Annotated in this window: 16 protein-coding genes; 7 read left to right on the forward strand and 9 right to left on the reverse strand. The window is 62.7% G+C overall.

Going from position 1 to position 16,835, the window contains the following annotated elements; genetic code table 11:
• Positions 1-10 precede the first annotated feature (10 nt).
• Entirely contained in the window at positions 11-1,126 is a 1,116-nt protein-coding gene (locus tag MHM88_RS12190; protein ID WP_239365204.1) for a cupin domain-containing protein, read from the reverse strand.
• Positions 1,127-1,576: 450 nt separating this feature from the next.
• Here MHM88_RS12190 and MHM88_RS12195 point away from each other — a divergent pair, with 450 nt between their 5' ends.
• Positions 1,577-3,856 (forward strand): NADP-dependent malic enzyme, encoded by a 2,280-nt coding sequence (locus MHM88_RS12195; RefSeq protein ID WP_239319316.1) that lies wholly within the window; start codon positions 1,577-1,579, stop codon positions 3,854-3,856.
• A gap of 78 nt (positions 3,857-3,934) precedes the next feature.
• On the opposite strand, the gene MHM88_RS12200 is transcribed toward MHM88_RS12195, so the two are convergent.
• Positions 3,935-4,513 (reverse strand): YceI family protein, encoded by a 579-nt coding sequence (locus tag MHM88_RS12200; protein ID WP_239319314.1) that lies wholly within the window; start codon positions 4,511-4,513, stop codon positions 3,935-3,937.
• A gap of 344 nt (positions 4,514-4,857) precedes the next feature.
• On the opposite strand from MHM88_RS12200, the gene prpE reads away from it, so the two are divergent.
• The gene (gene prpE, locus MHM88_RS12205; protein ID WP_239365233.1) at positions 4,858-6,750 is read left to right on the forward strand and encodes a propionate-CoA ligase PrpE; all 1,893 of its coding nucleotides are present in this window, start codon (positions 4,858-4,860) and stop codon (positions 6,748-6,750) included.
• A gap of 66 nt (positions 6,751-6,816) precedes the next feature.
• Here prpE and MHM88_RS12210 read toward each other — a convergent pair whose 3' ends face one another.
• Positions 6,817-7,026: a CsbD family protein gene (locus MHM88_RS12210; RefSeq protein WP_239319310.1), complete on the reverse strand. Its 210-nt coding sequence runs from the start codon at positions 7,024-7,026 to the stop codon at positions 6,817-6,819.
• Between the two features lie 222 nt (positions 7,027-7,248).
• Here MHM88_RS12210 and MHM88_RS12215 point away from each other — a divergent pair, with 222 nt between their 5' ends.
• On the forward strand, positions 7,249-8,670 hold the full coding sequence (locus tag MHM88_RS12215; protein ID WP_239365236.1) for an amidase family protein: 1,422 nt from the start codon (positions 7,249-7,251) through the stop codon (positions 8,668-8,670).
• Between the two features lie 123 nt (positions 8,671-8,793).
• On the opposite strand, the gene MHM88_RS12220 is transcribed toward MHM88_RS12215, so the two are convergent.
• Positions 8,794-9,549, reverse strand: coding sequence for an NAD kinase (locus tag MHM88_RS12220; protein WP_239319305.1), 756 nt, complete (start codon positions 9,547-9,549; stop codon positions 8,794-8,796).
• A 175-nt stretch (positions 9,550-9,724) separates the two neighbouring features.
• Here MHM88_RS12220 and glyA point away from each other — a divergent pair, with 175 nt between their 5' ends.
• Together glyA and MHM88_RS12230 are read left to right on the forward strand one after the other, a co-directional pair.
• On the forward strand, positions 9,725-11,020 hold the full coding sequence (gene glyA, locus MHM88_RS12225; RefSeq protein ID WP_239365238.1) for a serine hydroxymethyltransferase: 1,296 nt from the start codon (positions 9,725-9,727) through the stop codon (positions 11,018-11,020).
• Between the two features lie 109 nt (positions 11,021-11,129).
• Positions 11,130-11,822, forward strand: a complete 693-nt coding sequence (locus tag MHM88_RS12230; RefSeq protein WP_255734615.1) for an SOS response-associated peptidase — start codon at positions 11,130-11,132, stop codon at positions 11,820-11,822.
• Between the two features lie 39 nt (positions 11,823-11,861).
• Here MHM88_RS12230 and MHM88_RS12235 read toward each other — a convergent pair whose 3' ends face one another.
• The 3 genes from MHM88_RS12235 to MHM88_RS12245 form a co-directional block, all read right to left on the reverse strand.
• On the reverse strand, positions 11,862-12,149 hold the full coding sequence (locus MHM88_RS12235) for a YiaA/YiaB family inner membrane protein (protein WP_065329230.1): 288 nt from the start codon (positions 12,147-12,149) through the stop codon (positions 11,862-11,864).
• A 90-nt stretch (positions 12,150-12,239) separates the two neighbouring features.
• Complete coding sequence (locus tag MHM88_RS12240) at positions 12,240-12,920, reverse strand: PspA/IM30 family protein (protein WP_239365261.1); 681 nt, start codon at positions 12,918-12,920, stop codon at positions 12,240-12,242.
• A 94-nt stretch (positions 12,921-13,014) separates the two neighbouring features.
• Positions 13,015-13,611: a TetR/AcrR family transcriptional regulator gene (locus tag MHM88_RS12245; protein ID WP_239365263.1), complete on the reverse strand. Its 597-nt coding sequence runs from the start codon at positions 13,609-13,611 to the stop codon at positions 13,015-13,017.
• A 146-nt stretch (positions 13,612-13,757) separates the two neighbouring features.
• Between MHM88_RS12245 and MHM88_RS12250 the strand changes: the two genes are divergently transcribed.
• The gene (locus MHM88_RS12250) at positions 13,758-14,687 is read left to right on the forward strand and encodes a DUF817 domain-containing protein (RefSeq protein ID WP_239365265.1); all 930 of its coding nucleotides are present in this window, start codon (positions 13,758-13,760) and stop codon (positions 14,685-14,687) included.
• On the opposite strand, the gene MHM88_RS12255 is transcribed toward MHM88_RS12250, so the two are convergent.
• A complete protein-coding gene (locus MHM88_RS12255; RefSeq protein WP_239365267.1) occupies positions 14,641-15,006 on the reverse strand; it encodes a hypothetical protein in 366 nt (121 codons plus the stop codon). The two genes, MHM88_RS12250 and MHM88_RS12255, sit on opposite strands and share 47 nt — an antisense overlap.
• 125 nt (positions 15,007-15,131) lie before the next feature.
• Here MHM88_RS12255 and MHM88_RS12260 point away from each other — a divergent pair, with 125 nt between their 5' ends.
• A complete protein-coding gene (locus MHM88_RS12260) occupies positions 15,132-15,890 on the forward strand; it encodes an alpha/beta fold hydrolase (RefSeq protein WP_239365269.1) in 759 nt (252 codons plus the stop codon).
• A 66-nt stretch (positions 15,891-15,956) separates the two neighbouring features.
• Here MHM88_RS12260 and MHM88_RS12265 read toward each other — a convergent pair whose 3' ends face one another.
• Positions 15,957-16,832, reverse strand: coding sequence for a DNA adenine methylase (locus MHM88_RS12265; protein ID WP_239365275.1), 876 nt, complete (start codon positions 16,830-16,832; stop codon positions 15,957-15,959).
• Positions 16,833-16,835 lie beyond the last annotated feature (3 nt).

Below are 16,835 nucleotides of genomic sequence, written 5' to 3' on the forward strand. Positions count from 1 at the left end.
CCGGCGAAGGTCAAGCCCGCTGCGGCTCCGCATCCTGCTCCAGCGCGGTGTCGAATTGCCCGGGCAAGGTGACCTCCAGGATCTCCAGATCCGCCGAGGCGGCACTGAGCCGGGTCTTCATATGCGGCGGGATCACAAAGGCATCGCCCTGTTCCAGATCATAGGGCGCCCGGCCCTCTCCTTCCAGCGTCACCGTGCCCGCCATCACAAAGGCAAAGTGAATATCGGTATCATGCGCCGCCCAGGGGCTGGTGCCCCCATCGGGGGCCGGACGCACCACCTGCACCCCGGCAACTCCCTTGGTGTTCTCGGCAATGGTGGTGTCACGGCACAGAAACCCGGGCAGTCGGAACGCCTGCCATGCCGCGCCCTCGGCTGTGTTATGGACAAAGCGCTGCCCGTCCCATTCCCGCTCCGGCCGGTAATGCGGCGTCGGCAGGCGCATATCGTGGTCGATCTCGGTGACATGCTCTGCGGGCACGCCGATCTCGATCACCTGCACGTTGTCGCTGGCTTCCAGAACCCGGTGACGAATCTCCGGCGGCTGGATAAAGCAGTCCCCGGCCGTGAGCCGCATCTTGTCGCCCTGATCCTCGTAGACCACATCGACCCAACCGTGGATGCAGAAAATCAGCTGAAACCCGACCTTGTGAAAATGCACCATATCCGGCACCGGGCCGCCGTCCGGAATGCGGATATGGCTGGCAATGATCGAGCCTCCGAGCCGATCCGGCACCAGGTCGCGATACTGCATGCCCGCGCGTCCGATGATCCACGGAGCCTGGTCCTTCAGCCGTCGCACGACAAAACTGTGCACGGTTGCGGGCATCACCAGAGGCGGGTTGCGCGCGTCGATCAGAACCCGTGTCCCATTGGGCGCAGCCAGATCGCGCTGCCCCGCGGCAAAGCCATCGGGATCATCGGTCAGGATCCGGATGACCCCGGGCGCGGTCTGTGCATCCCGGTCGATCCGCACCCGCAATCCGTGACCGGAAAACACCCCCACGCGCGGGTCGTCCGCCGGGTAGATCATGTCGAGCTTCATTCCCAGAACCTTGGTATAAAAGGGAATATCATCCCTTAACTCGGATGTGGGCAGAAGGATCTCGGCGACCGTGTCGGCCATGGTGCACTCCCTTGAGGCTGGTGATATCGTGATGTGTCGCCACCCTGCGCGCTCCCCGCACGGTATTCAAGGACGAAGGCCGGCAGATCCTCGCCTCACCGGCATTCGCGCATCGGTGCGGATGGGCTCTGTAGCCCGCAGCGTCTCATGCCTCCCCGTCTCCCCTGCCCGGCGGTCTCTACGCGTGATCCGGTCGCGTCGCGCGCCACCGCCCGCAGCGCGCATTGCGGGTTGCGGGCGCGGCCCAACGCCGCCAGCGGGTCACGCCGCAGGCGCTGGCCCGCGCGGGGGCGGGAGCGCCCCCTTCCCCTGACATGGCGTTGCCTCGGACGGGTCGGCGGGACCACGTTCAGCGCTTCTCTGCCGCTGCCCACAAAGGCGCGGAAAGCCTGTTCCCCTGAGCCTCAAGATAGTTTAATACTAAACTATCACCATCAGGAGCGCCTATTCATGACCGACAAGACTTCGGAATCCCTGCGCGACGCGGCCCTGCGGTATCACGAGTTCCCGCGTCCCGGTAAACTGGAAATCCGCGCCACCAAGCCGCTGGCCACCGGCAATGACCTTGCCCGCGCCTACTCACCCGGCGTGGCCGAGGCCTGCGTCGAGATCAAGGAGGATGAGGTCAACGCTGCGCGTTACACCGCCCGCGGCAATCTGGTTGCGGTGGTCTCAAACGGCTCTGCGGTTCTGGGCCTTGGCAATATCGGCGCGCTGGCCTCCAAACCGGTGATGGAGGGCAAGGCGGTCCTCTTTAAGAATTTCGCCAATATCGACTGTTTCGATATCGAGGTGAACGAGAGCGATCCGGAAAAACTGGCTGATATCGTCTGTGCGCTGGAGCCGACCTTTGGCGCGGTGAACCTTGAAGACATCAAGGCACCGGATTGTTTTATCGTCGAAAAACTCTGTCGCGAGCGGATGAACATCCCCGTGTTTCACGACGACCAGCACGGCACTGCGATTGTCGTGGGTGCTGCTGCAAAAAACGCGCTGCATGTGGCCGGCAAGAAGTTTGAAGACATCAAGATCGTCTCGACCGGCGGTGGCGCGGCGGGGATTGCCTGCCTCAATATGCTGCTCAAACTCGGCGTGAAGCGGGAAAACGTCTGGCTCTGCGACATTCACGGGCTGGTCCATGAGGGCCGCGAAGAGGACATGAACCCGCATAAGGCGGCCTTTGCCCAGGCCTCTGACAAGCGCACGCTGGATGAGGTGATCGACGGCGCAGACCTGTTCCTCGGCCTTTCCGGCCCCAATGTGCTAAAGCCCGAAATGGTCGCAAAAATGGCCAAACGTCCGATCATTTTTGCGCTGGCAAATCCGACGCCCGAGATCATGCCGGATGTGGCGCGCAAGGTGGCACCGGACGCAATCATCGCCACCGGGCGCAGCGATTTTCCCAATCAGGTCAACAACGTGCTGTGCTTCCCGTTCATCTTCCGCGGCGCGCTGGATGTCGGTGCGACAGAGATCAACGACGAGATGCAGATCGCCTGTGTCGACGGCATCGCAGAGCTGGCGCGCACCACCACCTCTGCCGAAGCCGCCGCCGCCTACAAGGGTGAACAGCTGACATTCGGGGCCGATTACCTGATCCCAAAGCCCTTTGATCCGCGTCTGGTGGCCGTCGTGTCCTCCGCCGTGGCCAGTGCCGCCATGTCCAGCGGCGTGGCCAAGCGCCCGATGGAGGATCTTGGCGCCTATCGCGCAAAGCTGAACCAGAGCGTGTTCAAATCCGCCCTTCTGATGAAACCGGTGTTCGAGGCCGCCCGCGCCGCGGCCCGCCGGATCGTCTTTGCCGAGGGCGAGGATGAGCGCGTGCTGCGGGCTGCGCAGGAAATCCTGCGCGAAACCACCGAAACCCCGATCCTGATCGGGCGTCCCGAGGTGATCGAGAGTCGTGCCGAACGGCTTGGCCTCTCGATCCGGCCCGGGCAGGACGTGCAGATCGTGAACCCGGAAAACGATCCGCGCTACCGCGACTACTGGACCAGCTATCACCGCATCATGCAGCGCCAGGGGGTGACCCCGGATCTCGCCAAGGCGATCCTGCGCACCAACACCACCGCCATCGGCGCTATCATGGTGCATCGCGGCGAGGCGGACAGCCTGATCTGCGGCACCTTTGGCGAATACCGCTGGCACCTGAATTACGTGCAGCAGATCCTGGGCGGCGGTTCCTATGCGCCGCATGGGGCGCTGTCGATGATGATCCTCGAAGACGGGCCGCTGTTCATTGCCGACACCCAGGTGCGGATCGAACCGACCCCCGCAGAGATCGCAGAGACGGTGATCGGTGCCGCACGCCATGTGCGCCGCTTTGGCCTGACACCGCAGATCGCGCTCTGTTCACAAAGCCAGTTCGGCAATATCCAATGTGACACCGGCGCCCGGCTGCGCGCCGCGCTGGAAATCCTCGATGATAAGCGTCGCGACTTTGTCTATGAGGGCGAGATGAACATCGACACCGCGCTCGACCCGGAGCTGCGCGCGCGGATCTTCCCCAATTCGCGTCTGGAAGGGGCCGCCAATGTGCTGGTCTTTGCCCATGCGGATGCGGCCTCTGGCGTGCGCAACATTCTGAAGATGCGCTCTGGCGGGCTGGAGGTCGGGCCGATCCTGATGGGCATGGGCAACCGCGCGCATATCGTGTCACCCTCGATCACGGCGCGCGGCCTTTTGAACATGGCCGCCATCGCTGGCACCCCTGTGGCGCATTACGGCTAAGGCCGGACCGACAAGACCAAGACAGGCGGGCCATCTCGAACCCGCCTGACTTGAGCGTTGCGTATAGGGGCCGTTGCCTCAGCGGCCTGCCCGGTCCACTTGGGCCAGAATGCGCAGATCGATCTGCGAGCCGACCAATTCCGGATAGCCCGCCGCGCCAAATGCGGTACGGTCAAGGCTGCCGGTCAGCAGGATTGCCAGGTGGTCCCGCTCCCCCGCATCGGTCCCGCGTTGCCGATAAAGCTGCGCCGACAGGGTCACCGGCCGTGTCACGCCCTTCACCGTCAGATCCCCGAACACCTGCGCCCCGGCCAGCGACCCGGTGATCTTGCGCGCCACAAACCGGATACGCGGATGACGCCGCGCATCCAACACGCTGGCGCTCTTCAAGGCTTCGGTCGCGATCAGGAACCCGGCCCGTGCGCCGCCCGGGCTGAGCGTCACGTCGATCTGGCTGGCCGCGATGTTGTCGAGATCCAGCGAGAGCTCCGCAGCACTCACCGGCATCTGGCCTTCGGTCGGGGTGCCATCCAGATAATAGGTGAAGGCCACCACGCTTTTATCCGTGTTCAAGTCGAACACGGCCGGCGCGCCCAGCGCCGATTGCGCCGCCAGTATCGCGGCCGCAAACAGGGGGATCAGAAATGATTTGGTCATGAACGTTTCTCCTTTGTGCCGGGATAACGATCAAGGGCGGCGCATTATTCGAGACCGGGGCAGAATTCCTTTGAAACAACCCCGACACGGGTGAGTCGCACCAGTCTACCCCACCTGCCGTTTTCAACTGCGAGCGCAAACACCAGTTTTGCAAATTTGCAGAAACCGGCAAGTTACTTAGCGAAACTCTTGTATCCCAGAGGCTTTGCAAATCTTTGCAATCCATCGGGGCAAAATATTCCGCAAATCCGCTCCAATGTGACGCAGGGTCGCGCAGCACGCTTGCGGGACTTCGAACCCTCCGCCTAGGCTCTGACGCGGAGGAGACAGTGAGGAGGACCCCCATGACCTATTCTGAGGTGTACGCGCAGTGGAAATCAGATCCGGAGGGGTTCTGGATGGAGGCTGCAAACGCCATCAGCTGGGACAAGGCCCCGACCAAGGCGCTGAGCGATCTGGGTGGCGGGCTGTATGAGTGGTTTGCCGATACCAAGGTCAACACCTGCTACAATGCCGTCGACCGCCATGTTGAGGCCGGGCGCGGCGAGCAGACCGCGATCATCTACGACAGCCCCGTCACCCACACCAAGCGCGAGATTTCATTCGTCGAGCTGCGCAACCGGGTTGCGACACTGGCCGGTGCGCTGCGGGCCAAGGGGGTGGAGAAAGGCGACCGCGTCATCATCTACATGCCCATGATCCCCGAGGCGCTGGAGGCGATGCTTGCCTGTTCCCGCATCGGCGCGGTGCATTCGGTGGTCTTTGGCGGCTTTGCCTCCTCGGAGCTTGCGGTGCGGATTGACGACGCCACCCCCAAGGCGATCATCGCCGCCTCCTGCGGGATCGAGCCGGGGCGGACCGTGCATTACAAGCCGCTCCTGGATGGGGCGATTGACCTGGCGACCCACAAGCCCGACTTCTGCGTGATCTTCCAGCGCGAGCAGGAAGTGGCAGAGCTGATCGAGGGCCGCGATGTGAACTGGCACGGGTTCCAATATGGCGTGGAGCCTGCGGACTGTGTGCCGGTCGAGGGCAATCACCCCTCCTATATCCTCTATACCTCTGGCACCACTGGGCAGCCCAAGGGCGTGATCCGCCACACCGCCGGGCAGTTGGTGGCGCTCAACTGGTCGATGAAGAACATCTATAACGTCGACCCCGGCGATGTGTTCTGGGCCGCGTCCGACGTGGGCTGGGTCGTGGGTCACAGCTACATCTGTTACGGCCCCCTCATCCATGGCAACACCACCGTGGTCTTTGAGGGCAAGCCCGTGGGCACGCCCGATGCGGGCACCTTCTGGCGGGTGATTTCGGAACATAAGGTCAAGAGCTTCTTCACCGCGCCCACCGCCTTCCGCGCCGTCAAGCGCGAAGACCCCAAGGGTGAGTTCGTCGGCAAATACGACCTTTCTTGTCTGGAGCAGGTCTATCTGGCGGGCGAGCGCGCCGATCCCGACACCATCACTTGGGCGCAGGACCAGCTGGGCGTGCCGGTCATCGATCACTGGTGGCAGACCGAAACCGGCTGGTCGATTGCCGCCAACCCGCTTGGGATCGAGGAACTGCCTGTGAAACTGGGCTCTCCCGCAGTGCCGATGCCCGGCTATGACGTGCAGATCCTGGATGAGGGTGGCCATCCCATGCCACCGGGAGAGCTTGGCGCGATTGCGGTCAAACTGCCCCTGCCCCCCGGCACGTTGCCAAACTTGTGGAATGCGGAGGATCGGTTCAAGAAGAGCTACCTCACCACCTTCCCCGGCTACTATGAGACCGGCGATGCGGGGATGATGGATGCGGATGGCTATCTCTATATCATGGCGCGCACCGATGATGTGATCAACGTCGCGGGCCATCGCCTGTCGACCGGCGCGATGGAAGAGGTCCTGGCAGGCCACCCGGATGTGGCGGAATGTGCGGTGATTGGCGTGGCGGATCAGCTCAAGGGCCAGATGCCGCTGGGGTTCCTCTGTCTCAATGCGGGCTGCAACCGCCCCCATGCCGAGATCACCGCAGAGGTGGTGCAACTGGTGCGCGAGAAGATCGGCCCGGTGGCAGCGTTCAAACTCGCCTGCGTGGTGGATCGCCTGCCCAAGACCCGCTCGGGCAAGATCCTGCGCGCGACCATGGTGTCGATCGCCGACGGCTCCGATTGGAAGATGCCGGCTACCATTGATGATCCGGCCATTCTGGACGAGATCACCACCGCCCTGCAAAGCCTCGGCTACGCAAGCCGGTAATACGCAAGCAGAAAGCGGCCCCGCTGAGGGCCGCTTTTGCCAATGTCGCCAGTGAGACACCCAAGATCAGACGCGATCTTTGAGGCGCTCCGCAAATTCGTCGATCTGACGCTCGGCCTCATCCTTGGCCACGCCATAGCGCTCCTGAATGAGACCCGCCAGCTTCGAACGGTCCCCCGCGGCCTGATCGATCTCGTCTTCGGTCAGCTTGCCCCACTGGGTCTGCGTCTCACCCTTGAGTTGCTTCCATTTGCCTTCGATAATATCCCAATTCATGATCTCTGCTCCTTTAGGTTCAGGTCGGATCACAGTGCGTTTTCAAACGCTTGCTGCTTGACCTGATAACGCCGCCGGCCCGCAGTTGTTCCCGCGGGATGCAGAATATTTTTCGCCCCCCGCAATGTGCCGTGCTCCTAAAGGCGGGCGCGCTGTGCCCGGAATTTGCCCTTCCCAGCCCGGGGAACCGGCACTAGGCTCGCCCCCAAGGAGATTATTAACATGTCAAATCAGGAACTTTGGCGCCTGAGCGCAAATGAACTGTCCCCCCTGACCCGCAGTGGCGCGGTCCGCCCCAGCGAGGCGGTTGCCTCCGCACTGGCGCGGATGGATGCGGTGAACCCGGCCCTCAACGCGGTGGTTGAGGATCTGCGCGATGAGGCGCTTGCTCGGGCCGAGGTTCTGGACAGCACGCCAGAGACCGCGCGCGGGCCGTTGCATGGCGTGCCGGTGACGATCAAGATCAACGTCGACCAGACCGGCCACGCCACCTCCAACGGCATTCCCGCGCTCAAGGATCTGATCGCACCCGATGATGCCCCGGTGGTGCAAAATCTGGAACTTGCGGGCGCGGTTGTGATCGGGCGCACCAACACACCGGAGTTTTCCTTCCGCGCGGACACCGACAATCCGATTTACGGGCGCACCCATAACCCTTGGGGGCGGCATATCTCTCCTGGGGGTTCCTCGGGCGGCGGCGGTGCCGCGGTCATGGCCGGGGTCGGCCCGCTGGCGCATGGCAATGACATCGGCGGCTCCCTGCGCTTTCCCGCGGCTGCCAATGGCGCGGTGACGGTTAAACCGGGCTTTGGCCGTGTGCCAGCCTGGAACCCCAGCCAGAAAGCCGAACGCGGGTTGCTGGCACAGCTGATGAGCGTGCAGGGGTTGATGACCCGCAGTGCCCGCGACCTGCATCTCGCCATGCCCGCGATGATCGCGCCAGACATTCGCGATCCCTTCCATGCGCCGGTTCCGTGGCAAGGCCCCCCCCCGGAGACCCCCATCAAGGTGGCCTTCACCCGCAACACCCATGGCTATGATCTGCACCCGGAGGTCGAGGCCGCGCTGCTGGCGGCCCGCGATGCCTTGTCGGATGCGGGCTATATCGTCGAGGAGGTCGAGCCCCCCAATGTGTTTGAGGCCGGACGCACCGGCTATCGCGCACTCATGGGCGAAATCCACGCGCTGATGAAACCGGATCTCGACGCGATGGGGTCCGAAGTCATCCGCACCATGTTCGAAACCTATTTTCAGGAGTTCCCCCCCTTCCTCGGCGAAGACCTCCTCAAGATGTACGCCAAACGCAGCCACTACGCCCGTCAGTGGGCGATGTTCATGGCGGACTACCCGCTGGTGCTGACGCCTTTCCTGCCGCATCCCTTCTTTGCCCCGGACCGCGACCGCGAGGGTGTTGAGGGCGCGCATGATGTCCTCGGCTGTGCGGTCTATTCCTACGCCATGAACTACATGGGTCTGCCCGCCGCCTGCGTGCCGTCCCGGCTGGCGCAGCTGGCCAAAGGCCCGCAGCCCATCAATGTGCAGATCGTGGCCCAACGCTGGCGCGAAGACATGGCGGTAGACGCCGCCATCGCCATCGAGGATCGCATCGGTCAGATGGCACCGCTGTTGTGGGAGCGGATGTGACGCAGGGCTCCGCCCCCTGCCCTTCATCTTTTTGTTAAACACCTCCGCCGGAGGCAACGGCCCCGGACCAACCGGTCCGGGGCTTACCCAGCCGCGCGCCAGCGCGCCCGCTTGGCACCGGTCTCAGTTGAACTGCTCGGAAATCAGCCGTTCTTCCAGCCCGTGGCCGGGATCAAACAGGATCTTGTGGCTGATCCGGCGTTCACTCTGGATCTCGACCCAGTCGATTTCCTTGAACGACACCGAATCCGCCTCCGCCATCACCGGCCGTTTGGCGGCATCGATCACGTCGAACCGCACCGTCGCACCACTTGGCAGCAATGCCCCGCGCCAGCGCCGCGGGCGAAACGCCGCGATCGCGGTCAGGGCCAGCACATCCGCCCCGATCGGCAGGATTGGACCATGGGCGGAGAAATTATAGGCGGTGGAGCCCGCAGGCGTCGACACCAGCGCTCCGTCGCAGACCAGCTCCGCCATGCGCTGACGTCCATCGACCGAGATCTTCAGCTTGGCCGCCTGCGGCCCCTGCCGCAACAGCGACACCTCGTTGATCGCCATCGCCGCATGCATCTTTCCGGCGCGGTCCTTGGCACACATGCGCAGGGGATGGATGATCTCCTCGCTGGCCGCCTCCAGCCGCTCCAGAAGCTCCCCCTCGCCGTAGGAGTTCATCAGGAACCCCACCGTGCCACGGTTCATCCCATAGATCGGGATGTTCAGGTTTACCGTATCCCGCAGCGTGTGCAGCATGAAGCCGTCGCCGCCCAGGGCGACGATCACATCCGCCGCCTCCACCGCGACAGAGCCATAGCGCTTGCTCAGGACAGACAGGGCCGTTTGCGCCAAAGGGGCCTCACTGGCCAGAAATGCGATTCTCATAAGGCGCGGTCCTGTTTCCGGAAGGGTCCAAACGGTTCCGAAACAAGCACAGGTTTTCCCCGAAGACCAGAGTTGCCGTTCACCTGTCCCGTTTCGTCGCTTTACAGCCTTTCAGATCTGTGAAGTTTCCGATAGGAAATCTCGCAAAGATCACCCCCAACCAGACGGAGCCAGCATGACTGAGACCCCCCGTGACACCGGTTTCTTCACCCAAAGCCTCTCGGAGCGCGACCCGGAGCTGTTCGGCGCAATCACCGACGAACTTGGCCGTCAGCGCGACGAGATCGAACTGATCGCCTCTGAGAACATCGTCTCCGCCGCCGTTATGGAAGCACAGGGCTCCGTGCTGACCAACAAATACGCCGAAGGCTATCCGGGCCGTCGCTACTACGGTGGCTGCCAGCATGTGGACGTGGCGGAAAACCTCGCCATCGACCGCGCCAAGCAGCTGTTCAACTGCGAATTCGCCAATGTGCAGCCGAACTCCGGCTCTCAGGCGAACCAGGGCGTGTTCCAGGCGCTGCTGCAGCCCGGCGACACCATCCTGGGCATGGATCTGGCCTCCGGCGGTCACCTGACCCACGGGGCAGCGCCAAACCAGTCCGGCAAATGGTTCAACGCGGTCCACTACGGTGTGCGCGAAGACGACAACCTGATCGACTATGACCAGCTGCAAGCACTGGCGACCGAGCACCAGCCCAAGCTGATCATCGCTGGTGGTTCCGCCATTCCGCGTCAGATCGACTTTGCCAAGTTCCGCGCCGTGGCCGACAGCGTCGGCGCCTGGCTGATGGTCGACATGGCGCATTTCGCCGGTCTCGTGGCCGCAGGCGAGCACCCCTCGCCCTTCCCCCATGCGGATGTCGCCACCACCACCACCCACAAGACCCTGCGCGGTCCGCGCGGTGGTATGATCGTCACCAACAACCCGGATCTGGCGAAGAAGTTCAACTCCGCCATCTTCCCGGGCATCCAGGGTGGTCCCCTGATGCATGTGATTGCCGGCAAGGCCGCTGCGTTCGGCGAGGCGCTGAAGCCCGAGTTCAAGGCCTACCAGAAACAGGTGCGTGCAAACGCGGTTGCGCTGGCGGATGAGCTGATCAAGGGCGGTCTGGACATCGTGACCGGCGGCACCGACACCCATGTGATGCTGGTCGACCTGCGTCCCAAGGGCGTGACCGGCAACATCGTCGACAAGGCCCTGGGCCGCGCGCATATCACCACCAACAAGAACGGCATCCCGTTCGACCCGGAAAAGCCCACCGTGACCTCCGGCATTCGTCTGGGCACGCCTGCCGGCACCACCCGTGGCTTTGGCGAGGCTGAGTTCCGCGAAATCGCGCATTTGATTGTCGAAGTGGTCGACGGTCTGGCCGCCAATGGCGAAGACGGCAACGGCGCGGTTGAAGAAGCGGTCCGCGGCAAGGTCGCAGCGCTCTGCGCCCGCTTCCCGCTCTACCCGAACCTCTGATCCATCCCCACTACGGGTAAAAATCAAACCGCCGCGCCAGATTGCGCGGCGGTTTTTCATTGTGGGGGCCACCTTTGCCCGGTGTGGCAGAGACCGCTATCATACTGGCATGTGTGGTAGAATCGGCCTTCCCCAGTTGACGTGGAAACAATTCGTGGCGTGGCAGCGCGGCGAGTTCGACTGGCTCGACATCCTCCGCGAGGACGGCTCTGACGATCTGGTCATGAGTTGGAACGTCAAACCCACCCAAACCGTAGAGGCGCTTTTTGTCCGCAAGGGCGCCCTCGTCGCCGCCAATGCGCGCTGGTGGCTGGTGCCACAGTGGTTCAAGGGCGCGCCGAAGGATTGGAAGGCCACCACCTTCAACGCCAAGATCGAGACCGCCGACACCCTGCCGAGCTTTCGCGGTGCCAGCCGCTGCGCCATCCCGGCCAGCGGGTATTTCGAATGGACAGGTGACAAAGGACAAAAGCAGCCGTGGTGGATCACCACGCAAAGCAATGCGCCGATGCTGTTCTTTGCAGGGCTGCAAACACGGTTGGAGAGCGGGCTTCGGACCTGTTCGATCCTGACCCGACCGGCGCTGACACAAACGGCCCACCTGCACCCGCGCTCTCCGGTCATTCTGGCAGATGGGCAGCTCCAGGCATGGCTGAGTGGCGAGGTGGACCGGGACACGGCAAAATCAGACCTCGGCACCGATTGGGACGGACGCATGCGGTTTCATCAGGTGGCGCGGTTCGGGATTGAGGACGATGGGCCGGAGCTGATCGAAAACATAGGGCCGGAGCCGCTCATCTGAGCTGGCTCCGACCCGAACTATGTTCTCAGGTTTAGGAACTTATCCCTCAGACGTCGGCTCTTTCAGCGCGTCTTCCAGCATGCGCTCGTTGCGAATGTCCTCGATGCGGCGAATACGGTCTTCGCTCTGGCGGATGTCAAAGCGGTACTTCACCACGTTGATGAGGCTCAGGGTCAGCAGCAGGATGCCCATGGCCCAATACCCTTTGGTCGACAGCGGCACCTCGGTCGAGAGCCAGAGCGAAATGCCGAGCATCCCATAAGCGATGACGACGCCAGCAATGTTAAGGTTGGTGATCAGGGCGTTTTCGTTGCGCATGTTAGACATAAGTCAGGTCCTTTGATTTGAAATTAGTCGCGTAAAACCGGGCGTTTGCCCATGTGAAGTGGGGCGTCTTTGCCCCGCAGAGTTTTCAGGTCAGCTGTCGGATTTCAGACGGCTCAGCACATCATTGGCAGTGCTGCGGGTGGCGGCACCAAAGCCCGCGTCTGCCAGTTGATCTGCAACGGAATGGGGCGTGAGGCCGGTTTCAATCTCGTTGAGGATTTCCGAGGCCTCAAAGGGATCTTCCTGTCCCAGCACCTCCTGAATGAGTTCTGCCGCCTCATCCATTGGCCGCCCGTGGAGCGCGTGTCCCAGAGAGGCCTGCGCGCGATGCTCGCCCCGCACGGCCTTGGCGGCGATGGCCCCCTGACGCAGGTCGATCAGACGGCGGCTAGCGGTTTCCACAGATTGGCGCAGACGCAGAATGCGGGCTTCCAGGCGCGCTTGTGTCTCCTGACGCAAGCGACGTTCGTTTTCCATCTCGGCGATGGCGGCTGCAGCGGTTGTCGCCAGATCGTCGCGCCCATCTGCCAGTGCGGCTTTGGCGCGGAGGGTCAGATCATTGATCCGCGTTGTCAGCGTTGCAATCTGACGCCCTTCGGCGCGTTCCTTTTGGATCAGGCTGACCAATGTGGATTTGGCCGACTTCAGATCATCATTGGCCTGGGCGATCTTTTCCTCGATCAACTCGATGGAAAATTGCTGGCGCACCTGGGTCTCGGCGCGGCGGTTTGCACCGACCATCAGGGTTTTGAGCGTTGAGAACACGATCATCCCTCCATTCGTGAACATCGTTCATGTGGAGGATGTACGGCATCCCTGAACGACGTTCAAGAATAAAAATGAACAGCGTTCACAAAGGTAAGGTTTACCTTACCGTCAGCTGTGACAGCACCAGTGCAATCATGCGCCGGATCTCTTGCGGGGGCACGCCAGAGATGCGGTTTTCCAATCCCAGCAGCACAATGCCATGCACAGAAGAAAACAGCGCCCGCACGGTCAGCGCCTGCTCCGCACGGGGCTGATCGGGAAACAGCTCGGCAACCGGGCCGGCAATATGCTGAAACAAGCGATCAAGTGCGGTGCGATACCAATCGGGCACTTCCCCGTCGGCTGGCAGCTCCAGATCGAACAACGCGCGCCACAGGCGATTGTTGGCGCTGGCAAAGTCCAGATAGGCCTCGCTCATCCGGATCAGCCGTTCACTGGCGGCGGCCCCCTGTGATGCGGCCACGGCGGCCTCGACCTCTGCCCCGAGCCGCTGAAACGTGCGCCCGTTTACCGCCATGACCAAGGCTGTCATATCGTCAAAGGCGTTGTAGATCGCCCCCACCGCGCAGCCTGCATCCTTGGCCAGATCCCGCGCCCTGAGCGAAGTGACGCCTGCGTCGCGAATACGCGCTTCTGCTGCATTCACCAGCTTCTCACGAAGGTCCGCCCTGCGCTGCTCTGCCTTTGTTGCCATCTTACCCATCCGATTTTCTGAACCGCGTTCACGCCATACCCGTCTATAGGCCGCATGCCCCCTCAAATGCAAATCCCGGCTTCAAAGACCCTCCGCGTGTCAAAAGCACATAGACTTCATGTCCGTTTTGCAGTCATTTCGCTCATATGACCCAGCAGACACCCTATCCGCCCGCCAGCGCCAACCGCACACGCCGCCTTGAGCGCGCCCTTGGGGACTGGATGCGCGCGCGGCTGCCGCATTACCTGTCGGAATTCGTGATGTTCACCCTGAAACAGGGCTGGGCTGCGATCTTTGGTATCCTGCTTTTGGGCGGGCTGTTGATCTCCAGCCGTATCTGGCAAGCGGACTGGGCATTGGCGCGCTATGATGCGCTTTTGATCTATGCGCTGGGGCTTCAGGCGGTGTTTCTGGCCACGGGCATGGAAAGCTGGCGCGAGGTGCGGGTGATCCTGTTGTTTCACCTCACCGGCACGATCATGGAAATCTTCAAGGTCGATGCCGGCAGCTGGGCCTATCCCGGGGATGGTCTGGCGAAACTCTGGGGTGTGCCGCTGTTCTCGGGTTTCATGTATGCCTCGGTGGGGTCCTATATGGCGCGGGTGATCCGCCTGTTTGACATGCGCTTTGCCCCCTACCCGCCGCTCTGGATGGCAACGGGCGTTGCGGTGGCGATCTATGTGAATTTCTTCAGCCACCATTTCCTGCCCGATATCAGGCTGGCCTTGTTTGTTGCCACGGTGGTGATTTTTATCCGCACCCGGATCTGGTTCTATATCGGCGGCCACGCCTATTGGATGCCACTGCCACTGGCGGCCTTCCTGTCCAGCTTCTTCCTCTGGGTGGCGGAAAACGTCGGCACCCGCACGCGCACATGGCTCTATGCCGGGCAGGACAGTGATCAATGGGTCAGTATCGCCAAGATGGGCAGCTGGTATCTGCTGTTGTATGTGAGTTTTGTCACCGTCACCCTGGTGGTGCGCGACGCGCTCTCACACGCGCCTTACCGCCCGGTCGGGTCACACGGGATCAGACGAACCCCCGCCAGCGCAGCACGACCACCAGAAGCGCTATGACGCACAATACCGCAAAGGCGGAGGTGGCGGCCATATCCAGAAGGCGCCCCTTGCGCCTGTCCCTGAGGTCCAGCTCCGCAAGATAGGCCCGCAGGCGGCGCGCTTTCTTGACCAGTCGGTCCTCGTCCAGCGCCGCAGCCAGACGTGGATGGGCAAAGCTCTCCTCAGCAGACATAAGATCATCCGCCGCTTTGCGTAACCGATGCGGCAAATGACGCCGGGCGCGGCGCAAACTCTCTGACAGGTCGCCTGAGAGCTTCAGCCGCTTTTCCAGCAACGCGCGGATCTGGTCCAACTCACTCTGTAACGTCTCGCGCATGGCGCTTTGCCCTCGTTCAGCAGATGCAACGCGCCCGACCATAGCCATCGCCTGTCGGGATCTCAATGCCGCAGGGGGGCGGTTGGGGGCTGACAGCCTGTCCTCTGCCCGCTATCACCGCAGACATGCTGAACACGATCCTACATGGCACCCCGACGGACCAACCACCCCTGTTGATTTCGCATGGCCTCTATGGCTCCGGGCGCAATTGGGGGGTGATTGCCAAGCGGCTTTCGGATGAACGGCAGGTGATTGCCGTGGATATGCGCAACCACGGCCTCAGTCCGCAAACCGAGAGCCACACCTATGTCGATCTGGCCGAGGATCTGGCGGAGGTGATCGCCACCCATGGCGGCCGCATGGATGTGGTAGGACATTCCATGGGCGGCAAGGCGGCGATGATGCTGGCACTCAACCACCCGGAGGCCGTGAACCGTCTGGTGGTCGCCGATATTGCCCCGGTGAGGTATGAGCACACCCAGGCGCATTTCATCACCGCCATGCGCAGTGTGGATCTGTCGCGTGTGACGCGTCGCTCGGACGCGCAGGAACAGCTGGCAGAGGCTGGCGTGGACGCGATGTTGCAGAGCTTCTTCACCCAGTCCCTTGATGTGGAAAACAAGTGCTGGCGGCTGAACCTCGATACGCTGGAGCGCGAGATGCCGCACATCCTGTCGTTTCCGGAGGTCGATACCCATTGGGACGGGTCGGCACTGTTCCTGACCGGGGCCAATTCGGAATACGTGCTGGCGGAACATCGCGGTCGCATCAAATCGCTGTTTCCCGGCGCACGCTTTGCCAAGATCCCCGGCGCAGGCCATTGGCTGCATGCCGAAAAGCCGCGCGAGTTCGAGGCGACGGTGCGCACCTTCCTGAACAGCTAACGCGCAGAATATCCGCGTAGATGGCGCGCGCTGCGCCCTCTCCCTGGGAGGCTCAGGTGCCCCGGGTCAATACGTAAGGAGCAGCCGGTCGCGCACGGCCTCCGTCTCCATGCGCTGGCCGCCCATCTGGAACCGTTTCAGCATCGACTGGCCCATATTGACGAGGATCTCGCGGTCGAACAGGCCCTGCGGGATTTCGATATCGCAATAAACGTCGCCGGATTTCTTGGTGCCGTCGATCGACATCGCCACCCGCACTCCGCGCGCCTTGCAGGCGGCGATGCTGGCAAAGAGCTCCTCCAGCCGGAAGGTCTGCGCGCCATAGAGGATGGTTTGCGAATGCGCATAGGGCGGGTCGCAGTAGATCACGTCGCCCGCGCGCGCCTGCGCCATGGCGGCGCGGTAATCCAGACAGGCAAAGCGCGCGCCCGCCATCCGGTCGCGCCACATCTCCACCCGTTCCGCGAATTTATGCGGCTTCATCACCGGGTGGCTGCCGCAGGGCGTGGACATATAGCCATCCTTACGCCGAAAGCGCACCACACCGCCGTAGCAGGCCCGGCACAGGAACAGGAAATCCGCCCCGTTGGGCGTCGCGTTGTAACGGGCCTTGATCGCCTCGTAGACTGCCACTCGGTCCCCGGCCATAAAGGCCTCATACCGCGCCTGATACCAGTGGTTCAGCTGGTCGGGATCTTCCTGCAACGCCTGCCAGATCTCCACCAGCGGCGGGTAGATGTCGGAGCCAAGCGCACGCTGCGGCCGCAGATTGGCCATCACCCCGCCCGCCCCCAGAAACGGCTCGAAATAGGTGCCGTAGTCCTTGGGCAGATGGGCGACGATCTCATGGGCAAAGCGCTGCTTGTTGCCGACCCATTTCAGCAGCTGGGTCTTGAACGGGGCGACCTGTTCCACGCCCGCCACGGGCGCCGACGCGTCCATCGC

The sequence above is a fragment of the Epibacterium sp. MM17-32 genome (assembly GCF_022348205.1).
In the GTDB taxonomy this organism is placed as follows: Bacteria; Pseudomonadota; Alphaproteobacteria; order Rhodobacterales; family Rhodobacteraceae; genus Epibacterium.

Excerpts from the sequence above, each read along its gene's own strand:
- MHM88_RS12190 (WP_239365204.1), bottom strand. The coding sequence starts at position 1,126 with ATGGCCGACACGGTCGCCGAGATCCTTCTGCCCACATCCGAGTTAAGG.
- MHM88_RS12195 (WP_239319316.1), top strand. The coding sequence starts at position 1,577 with ATGACCGACAAGACTTCGGAATCCCTGCGCGACGCGGCCCTGCGGTAT.
- MHM88_RS12200 (WP_239319314.1), bottom strand. The coding sequence starts at position 4,513 with ATGACCAAATCATTTCTGATCCCCCTGTTTGCGGCCGCGATACTGGCG.
- prpE (WP_239365233.1), top strand. The coding sequence starts at position 4,858 with ATGACCTATTCTGAGGTGTACGCGCAGTGGAAATCAGATCCGGAGGGG.
- MHM88_RS12210 (WP_239319310.1), bottom strand. The coding sequence starts at position 7,026 with ATGAATTGGGATATTATCGAAGGCAAATGGAAGCAACTCAAGGGTGAG.
- MHM88_RS12215 (WP_239365236.1), top strand. The coding sequence starts at position 7,249 with ATGTCAAATCAGGAACTTTGGCGCCTGAGCGCAAATGAACTGTCCCCC.
- MHM88_RS12220 (WP_239319305.1), bottom strand. The coding sequence starts at position 9,549 with ATGAGAATCGCATTTCTGGCCAGTGAGGCCCCTTTGGCGCAAACGGCC.
- glyA (WP_239365238.1), top strand. The coding sequence starts at position 9,725 with ATGACTGAGACCCCCCGTGACACCGGTTTCTTCACCCAAAGCCTCTCG.
- MHM88_RS12230 (WP_255734615.1), top strand. The coding sequence starts at position 11,130 with ATGTGTGGTAGAATCGGCCTTCCCCAGTTGACGTGGAAACAATTCGTG.
- MHM88_RS12235 (WP_065329230.1), bottom strand. The coding sequence starts at position 12,149 with ATGTCTAACATGCGCAACGAAAACGCCCTGATCACCAACCTTAACATT.
- MHM88_RS12240 (WP_239365261.1), bottom strand. The coding sequence starts at position 12,920 with ATGATCGTGTTCTCAACGCTCAAAACCCTGATGGTCGGTGCAAACCGC.
- MHM88_RS12245 (WP_239365263.1), bottom strand. The coding sequence starts at position 13,611 with ATGGCAACAAAGGCAGAGCAGCGCAGGGCGGACCTTCGTGAGAAGCTG.
- MHM88_RS12250 (WP_239365265.1), top strand. The coding sequence starts at position 13,758 with ATGACCCAGCAGACACCCTATCCGCCCGCCAGCGCCAACCGCACACGC.
- MHM88_RS12255 (WP_239365267.1), bottom strand. The coding sequence starts at position 15,006 with ATGCGCGAGACGTTACAGAGTGAGTTGGACCAGATCCGCGCGTTGCTG.
- MHM88_RS12260 (WP_239365269.1), top strand. The coding sequence starts at position 15,132 with ATGCTGAACACGATCCTACATGGCACCCCGACGGACCAACCACCCCTG.
- MHM88_RS12265 (WP_239365275.1), bottom strand. The coding sequence starts at position 16,832 with ATGGACGCGTCGGCGCCCGTGGCGGGCGTGGAACAGGTCGCCCCGTTC.